Source organism: Sphingobacterium sp. JUb56, assembly GCF_014191365.1.
GTDB lineage: Bacteria > Bacteroidota > Bacteroidia > Sphingobacteriales > Sphingobacteriaceae > Sphingobacterium > Sphingobacterium anhuiense.
On record NZ_JACHWL010000004.1, the window covers coordinates 228,365 to 235,401 of the forward strand.

Below are 7,037 nucleotides of genomic sequence, written 5' to 3' on the forward strand. Positions count from 1 at the left end.
CTAATGAAAAATTACATTTTACCATTGGCAATCGTGTTATCAGGGATTGAAATTGTGAAGGCACAGGATTATGAAACTATTCATCGAAAGATGATCGTTGTTGACGGCCATAATGATGTGATTATTACATCGGTCTTACCCGGTCTTGATATCAGTCAGCGGTTAACGGTAAACCATACTGATATTCCAAGATTGATTGAAGGTGGTATCGATGTACAGGTTTTTGCGGTATGGTCGGATGATAAAAAATGGAAATCGGGAGCATTTAAACATGCTAATGATCAAATTGATGCTCTTGAAAAAGTGCTGAACAGAAACCCCGATAAGATTGAGCTTGCTAAAAATAGTGATGACATTGAGCGTATTACAAAAAATGAAAAAGTAGCAGCGCTTATCGGTATAGAAGGTGGAAATATGATAGAGGCTAATATTGATTATTTAGAAGCTCTTTATCATCGAGGGGCCCGGTACATGACACTCACTTGGAATTATAATTTATCTTGGGCTACTGCGGCCGCTCAAGAGTCCAAAAAGATATCACAGGATGGTAAAGGTTTATCATCCTTAGGTAAGGATATTGTTAGAAAAATGAATAAACTGGGCATGATGGTAGATTTATCTCATGCTGGTGAAAAGACTTTTTATGATGTATTGGATGTCGCGACCAAACCGGTACTGGTGTCGCACAGTAATGCTTACAAATTAACTCCTCATTTCCGAAATTTAAAAGATGCCCAGTTGGAAGCTCTGAAGAAAAATGGGGGAGTGGTAGGTGTTAATTTTTACTCTGGTTTTCTGGATAAAAATTATGAAAAGCGTGTCAAAAAATTGTACAAGAAGCAATTTGGTCTTCAAGGCGATTATACCCTCTCTGCTTCTGATCAATATGGGATATTGTCTGTGGAAAATAAACATATTGCTGATGTGCCGTTGTCTTTACTCTTGGATCATATTGATTATCTGGTGCAAAAAATTGGTATTGATCATGTTGCCATCGGATCTGACTATGACGGTATAGAGTCGGCCCCTCGAGGATTAGAAGATGTAAGTAAATTACCGAATTTGACAAAGGCTTTACTGAAAAGGGGCTATAATCAGTCGGACCTTGAAAAGCTTATGGGATTAAATTTTTTAAGAATTCTAAAAGAAAATGAAAACTAGATGACATGATGGTAGTTTGCATATCCATAGACACTCCCTACCTGTAGAATAACAATAATAAAAAAGGGAAGCAGAAAGCTTCTCTTTTTTGTTTTATGGCGAAATAACTGCATGCCGAGAAATCCTCCTAAACTACCCCCAATGGCACAAAAACTTAGCAGTGTTTTCTCCGAGATTCTATTGGTTTTATTTATCGCTTTTCGTTTATCTAGATAAAAAAGTAAAAAAGTAAGAAGATTAACGAATACAAGATAGAAAATAATACTCTGCTGCATAGTTTGTAAAGGTAATAATAGATTTCTTTTTTCTAAGATTCCTCTTCTAAGCGTGTTAACTCTTCGTAGTTATGATTCAATTTTTTGAGCAATTTGCCATAGATGAGATGATAATAGCCTTTTGCTAATTTTATGAAGACATAACCAAATGTAAAAGATAGAATTGATCCCAATATTAGAATAAATAATACCATGGACCAACTATGACTTTCATAAAATTCAGCTACTATATTATGTAGTAGAGAAATTATGATAACATAATTTATACACCATAAATTAAACTTAATGTAGTGATCTGCATTTTTTCGAACGGCCAATATTGCTTCCATTAAGGATTTTGTATTATTGGTATTTTTGATTTTTTTTAAAAGTTTGAAAAAGATATATATAAAGTAGAAGATGGCGATATAGGATATAATCTCATATGTCCAGTTCAATAATTCGAAAGCAAGAAACTCTTCCTTTTCAGATGGAAGTATAAATGAAAGTGAGATTCCCAGTAAGAGTTCGAGACAACAGATAATAAATATCCATTTAACAATGGATGTAGAACTCTTATGTAGAATAGCTTTGATTTCAGATTGATTGAGTTTCATGAAATTTTCGTTTTCCTTCCACTGTTTTTTAAATTGATCTAACTCATCCATTACAAAGCCCCTTTCTTTTTTAAAATCTCTTTCAATTTTGTTTTTGTTCTGTTCATTTTCACGCGAGCATTCACTTCGCTGATGCCAAGTGTTTCAGCGATTTCTGTATAATCCCTATCTTCCAGATAAAGGTATATGAGTGCTTTTTCAATATCATTCAAATGGTGGATCGCTTCATATAAATATTGGAGCTGATCATCTTTTTCTGGATCGTATTCCTCGTATGATATTTTTTCTAAATTTTGGTCCCAGGGAATAATTGGTAAAGTCCTTTTTTTGTTTCTAAATAGGGATATCGCTGTATTTAGCCCAATTCGATATGCCCAGGTGCTAAATTTTGCCTCGCCTCGGAATTTAGGATAAGAATGCCAAAGCTGAATCGTTATTTCTTGAAAAAGATCTTTATGCATATCCTCTTGATCCGAATATATTTTACAGATTTTATGTACGATATTTTGATTTTTTTCTAAAAGGATGATAAACTCCTGTTCCAAATTCATATTCGATAAGTCGATAACTTCTGATTCTTGTTACAAAATATTGTAAGATTTTTTAATATCCTAAATGTTGCCGTTTAAAAAGTGGTAAATTCGTACAATGGCAAAGACAAAATCAGCATATTTCTGTCAAAGTTGTGGATTTGAATCCGCAAAATGGCTTGGGCAATGTCCTTCATGTAAGCAATGGAATTCTCTCGTAGAAGAAGTGGTAGACAAATCAGGATCTAAAGTCCCTGAATGGCGCAGTACATCGGTAACATCGTCACCCAAGCGCGCAAATAAAGCGGCTGTTATTCATGAAATCGTTTATCAGGATGAATCACGTATCCTGACACCCGATCAGGAGTTTAACCGTGTCTTGGGGGGAGGGATTGTTCCAGGTTCTTTGGTTTTAATCGGTGGAGAACCGGGTATTGGGAAATCTACGCTCATGTTGCAACTGGCATTATCCATTCCGCAGGTAAAGACGCTGTATATTTCAGGAGAAGAGAGTGAGCAACAGATTAAAATGCGGGCGGAACGGTTGTCGCAATCATCTAATGCGAATTGTTATATCTTAACAGAAACGTCTACACAAAATATTTTTAAACAGATAGAAGTTGTGCAACCCAATGTAATCGTTATCGATTCCATTCAGACCCTGCATTCGTCCCAGATAGAATCTGCGCCGGGTTCCGTGTCTCAGGTTCGGGAATGTACAGCAGAGTTGTTGCGGTTTGCCAAAGAAACGAGTACTCCAGTTTTAATTGTTGGTCACATTACTAAAGATGGATCTATTGCTGGACCTAAAGTTTTAGAGCATATGGTCGATACTGTTTTACAGTTTGAGGGCGATCGGCATCACGTTTATCGTATCTTGAGAGCTGTGAAGAATCGGTTTGGTTCGGCCTCAGAGCTGGGTATCTATGAAATGCAGGGTTCAGGTCTGAGAGAGGTTTCCAATCCCTCTGAAATTATGATTTCGCAACGCGATGCTCCGGTTAGTGGGGTGTCTATCGCAGCAATGCTGGAGGGAGCACGTCCTATGATGATTGAGGTGCAGGCCTTGGTTAGTAATTCTGCTTTTGGAAATCCACAACGTACATCCACTGGATTTGATACTAAAAGATTAAGTATGTTACTTGCTGTCTTGGAGAAACGTTTTGGTTTCAGATTGAGTGCGCAAGATGTCTTCTTAAATATTGCAGGTGGACTAAGAGTGGAAGATCCTGCTATAGATCTAGCAGTCATCGTCGCTATTATTTCGTCACAACAGGATATTGCTGTAAAAACAAACATCACTTTTGCTGGTGAGGTCGGGCTTTCTGGAGAAATTCGTGCTGTAAATCGAATCGAGCAGCGCATCGCTGAAGCTGAGAAATTAGGTTTTGAAGGAATCTTTATTTCTAAGTTTAATACAAAGGGGTTAGATCCTAAAAAGTATAATATCGCTATTCGTCCGGTTGCAACTCTTGAGGATGTATTCCGAGCTCTTTTTGGTTAACATGAGTTATAAATAGAAAAGGGAACGATTATTAATCGCTCCCTTTTCTATTTATTTTAATACTTCTTTCAGTTTCTTATTCAACTCCTCACCATGTATATTTCTGGCTATGATTTTTCCAGAAGGATCAATCAGCACATTTTGTGGGATAGCTTTGACGCCATATAATGTTCCCACATCATTTTGCCAACGCTTTAGGTCCGAAACATGTTTCCAATGTAACTTATCGGTATGAATGGCCTTTATCCAAGAGTTTCTGTCTCTATCAAAAGAAATTCCTAATATTTCGAAGTTTTTATCTTTAAAGGTCGCATAGGTTTTGACTAAGTCAGGACTTTGCACCCGACAATCAGGACACCATGAAGCCCAAAAATCTAGTAGGACAAACTTCCCTCTGAAATCGGTTAATTTAATAGGATTTCCCGTGGTATCATTTTGCGTAAACTCGGGAGCTTGTTTTCCGATTTCGACTTTCGAAAGTGCTTCAAGATATGTTTTAAATTCCTGACCTTCTTGTGAATTTTTAACGTTTTTGCCTAAGGTGTTGTATAAGCTTTGTAATTCTTGATATTCTGGCGTATAGCCACCAACTCTTCTTAAATCTACCAATGTAGAAATAGAATCTGGATTAGCTTTTACACGAGCGATATAATCCTCTTTAGTTAACTCTTTCTTCTGTGCGACCACTATAAGGGGTAAGCAAAATAAGAAATATATAAAAAATTTTTTCATCATTATTTGAGCGTTTTGATTACAAATATAATATAATCTATCATTTAGGTAGATTATATTTGTTTTTTATACATTCTTTTTACAATTGATTGCTTGGCTATCCAAATGTTGCCATAGCCATTGCTGAATTTTCATAGTCAGTAACCCATATGATTAAATTTTCAGTAAGATATTTTCGGAAAAACGTTCTTTACGAGCTAAATACTTTTTGCCTAATGCGTTGCTTATAAAGGCTGTCAGTTAATTTATTAATGGTGAGGTTGCTGGTGTTTTAATAATATGGAAGCGTTTGTAACTAAATTTATATATAAACAATGTTTAATTAAATTAAACATTGTTTAGCAATTCTATATATTTGCTTTCACTAATTAGAACCTTAATCTATCAAATTCTGCACCGTATTATGTTACCTTGCTTATTCATAAAAAACATATATGTATTCCATTATAGACAGCGATCCGGTGAATGTGCAGCGGATTGTGATGTAAATATTTTAAAGTCAAAGATAAATAAAAGCCTGCACCGCATAGCTCTTGAAAGCTTTAATAGGTTTATCAAAAATGCAATGGCTTATATGATGAGATTACTATTTGTTTGGGTTATGTTCCATATAATTACATTGCCAGTCGCTGTTTACGGCCAAACTAAAAGTTATAATCAGTTTTGGAACGATTTTCAATTTGTGACACCAATAAAGGGAAAGTGGAGTAATGAAATAAATATTGGACAGGTATGGACTAGCCTATCAGGAGATGATGATCCTTTTCACTCCAATGCCCAATTATATGCCAGGGTCTGGCTTCATTACTCGCTTTCAAAGTTTAAGCTTTCAGTATTTACTGGTTATAACCATAATCCGGAGATTAAGCTTATGGGGCAGGATGGACTTCCGGAAATCAGGTCTGCAGTGCAAGGGATTTATTATTTTAAAAAGACTCCATTTACATTATCAGGGCGGCTTAGGATAGAAGATCATCTTGATAGAAGGATTGAACAAGGATTTGACGAAAGTTTCCGGGTAAGAAGTCAGGTGAAATTGACAAAAACACTAAATGCAACGGAGATTGCAAAAGGATCAGTTTATCTCGTGGCATCTGAAGAAGTTTTTACCCAGACGGCCGCGGACGTTTTTGAGTATCCAAGGTTTGGAAGCAATAGGTTAACAATTGGTTGTGGATATGCCTTTACAAATGATTTTTTAGTTGAAATGGATTATTCTAATGATTACTATCCCAATAAGAATCATCAGCTTTCCTACCACACTGTACAGGTAAACTTTAGTTGCTACAACTGGCTTAAAAACCTAAAGAATACATTGCTCAGATAGTATTATGTTTGGTATGACATACGATGTACCCATTTGAATGACGTACAGGAATTATCCATTGGAATGGCTTTCGCAAACTTTAAATTCTTATCTGACGATGATCTGTTCTTCCTATCAGTCGGATAGGTTCGTGTCTCAAAATTTTCTTAGGATTATTTTGAACATTTAGATTATAAAAAAATATAATCTATTGCTTTTGTAGATTATATTTGTTGTACATTAATTTGTGCAATTGATTGTGAACTATTCCAAAATATTATCTTAGCATTTGTTTATTCTGACTATAATGAATTCAACCTTTCAATCTAAGCTTCCACGTGTGGGAACAACAATTTTCAGTAAAATGTCTGCGCTCGCGCAACAGTATGGTGCACTAAACCTGGCACAGGGTTTTCCTGATTATGATACTGATCCACATTTAATCAATCTTGTAAAGGATTATATGAACGATGGGTTTAATCAATACGCATTAATGCCGGGAGCCTTACCCTTACGTGAAAAAATAGCCTTGAAAGTTATGAATACCCATCAGATAGAGGTCGACGTTCAGGATGAAATTACTGTAACAGCGGGAGGGACTCAAGCTATTTTCACTGCTATAGCTACAGTTGTTCATAAAGATGATGAGGTCATTATATTTGAACCAGCATATGACTGTTATGCCCCAACTGTTGAATTATTTGGAGGAAAGGTTATACCAGTTGTTCTTTTAGCACCTGATTTTACTATTGACTGGGATTATGTCAAAAGTCTAGTGAATGCCAGAACGAAACTGATTATTATTAACAACCCTAATAATCCAACTGGTCGACAACTGGAACTGGATGATATCGAAGCATTAGCTCAGATTGTAGCGTCGTCGCAAGTATTTGTATTGAGCGACGAAGTGTATGAATACCTTGTATATGATGG

General features: G+C 35.9%; 8 protein-coding genes. 4 read left to right on the top strand and 4 right to left on the bottom strand.

Going from position 1 to position 7,037, the window contains the following annotated elements:
* The first annotated feature begins 3 nt into the window (after positions 1–3).
* Complete coding sequence (locus FHR29_RS26385; RefSeq protein ID WP_183918366.1) at positions 4–1,161, top strand: dipeptidase; 1,158 nt, start codon at positions 4–6, stop codon at positions 1,159–1,161.
* Here the strand turns inward: FHR29_RS26385 and FHR29_RS26915 are convergent.
* The 3 genes from FHR29_RS26915 to FHR29_RS26400 are packed head-to-tail and all read right to left on the bottom strand — an operon-like array spanning position 1,158 to position 2,583.
* Positions 1,158–1,436, bottom strand: coding sequence for a DUF1294 domain-containing protein (locus FHR29_RS26915; RefSeq protein WP_183918368.1), 279 nt, complete (start codon positions 1,434–1,436; stop codon positions 1,158–1,160). The genes FHR29_RS26385 and FHR29_RS26915 overlap by 4 nt on opposite strands.
* Before the next feature lie 32 nt (positions 1,437–1,468).
* Positions 1,469–2,083 (bottom strand): hypothetical protein, encoded by a 615-nt coding sequence (locus FHR29_RS26395; RefSeq protein ID WP_183918370.1) that lies wholly within the window; start codon positions 2,081–2,083, stop codon positions 1,469–1,471.
* Positions 2,083–2,583 carry an RNA polymerase sigma factor gene (locus tag FHR29_RS26400; protein WP_183918372.1) on the bottom strand — a complete coding sequence of 167 codons (501 nt, stop codon included), beginning with the start codon at positions 2,581–2,583 and terminating at the stop codon, positions 2,083–2,085. The genes FHR29_RS26395 and FHR29_RS26400 overlap by 1 nt, the downstream gene beginning before the upstream one ends.
* Before the next feature lie 97 nt (positions 2,584–2,680).
* On the opposite strand from FHR29_RS26400, the gene radA reads away from it, so the two are divergent.
* Positions 2,681–4,066, top strand: coding sequence for a DNA repair protein RadA (radA, locus tag FHR29_RS26405; RefSeq protein WP_183918374.1), 1,386 nt, complete (start codon positions 2,681–2,683; stop codon positions 4,064–4,066).
* A gap of 51 nt (positions 4,067–4,117) precedes the next feature.
* On the opposite strand, the gene FHR29_RS26410 is transcribed toward radA, so the two are convergent.
* The gene (locus FHR29_RS26410; RefSeq protein WP_232789368.1) at positions 4,118–4,801 is read right to left on the bottom strand and encodes a peroxiredoxin; all 684 of its coding nucleotides are present in this window, start codon (positions 4,799–4,801) and stop codon (positions 4,118–4,120) included.
* Positions 4,802–5,372: 571 nt separating this feature from the next.
* Between FHR29_RS26410 and FHR29_RS26415 the strand changes: the two genes are divergently transcribed.
* Both FHR29_RS26415 and FHR29_RS26420 read left to right on the top strand, forming a co-directional pair.
* Positions 5,373–6,125, top strand: coding sequence for a DUF2490 domain-containing protein (locus FHR29_RS26415; RefSeq protein ID WP_183918376.1), 753 nt, complete (start codon positions 5,373–5,375; stop codon positions 6,123–6,125).
* 286 nt (positions 6,126–6,411) lie between these two features.
* The coding region (locus FHR29_RS26420) for an aminotransferase class I/II-fold pyridoxal phosphate-dependent enzyme (protein ID WP_183918378.1) at positions 6,412–7,037 on the top strand (626 nt) is incomplete at its 3' end.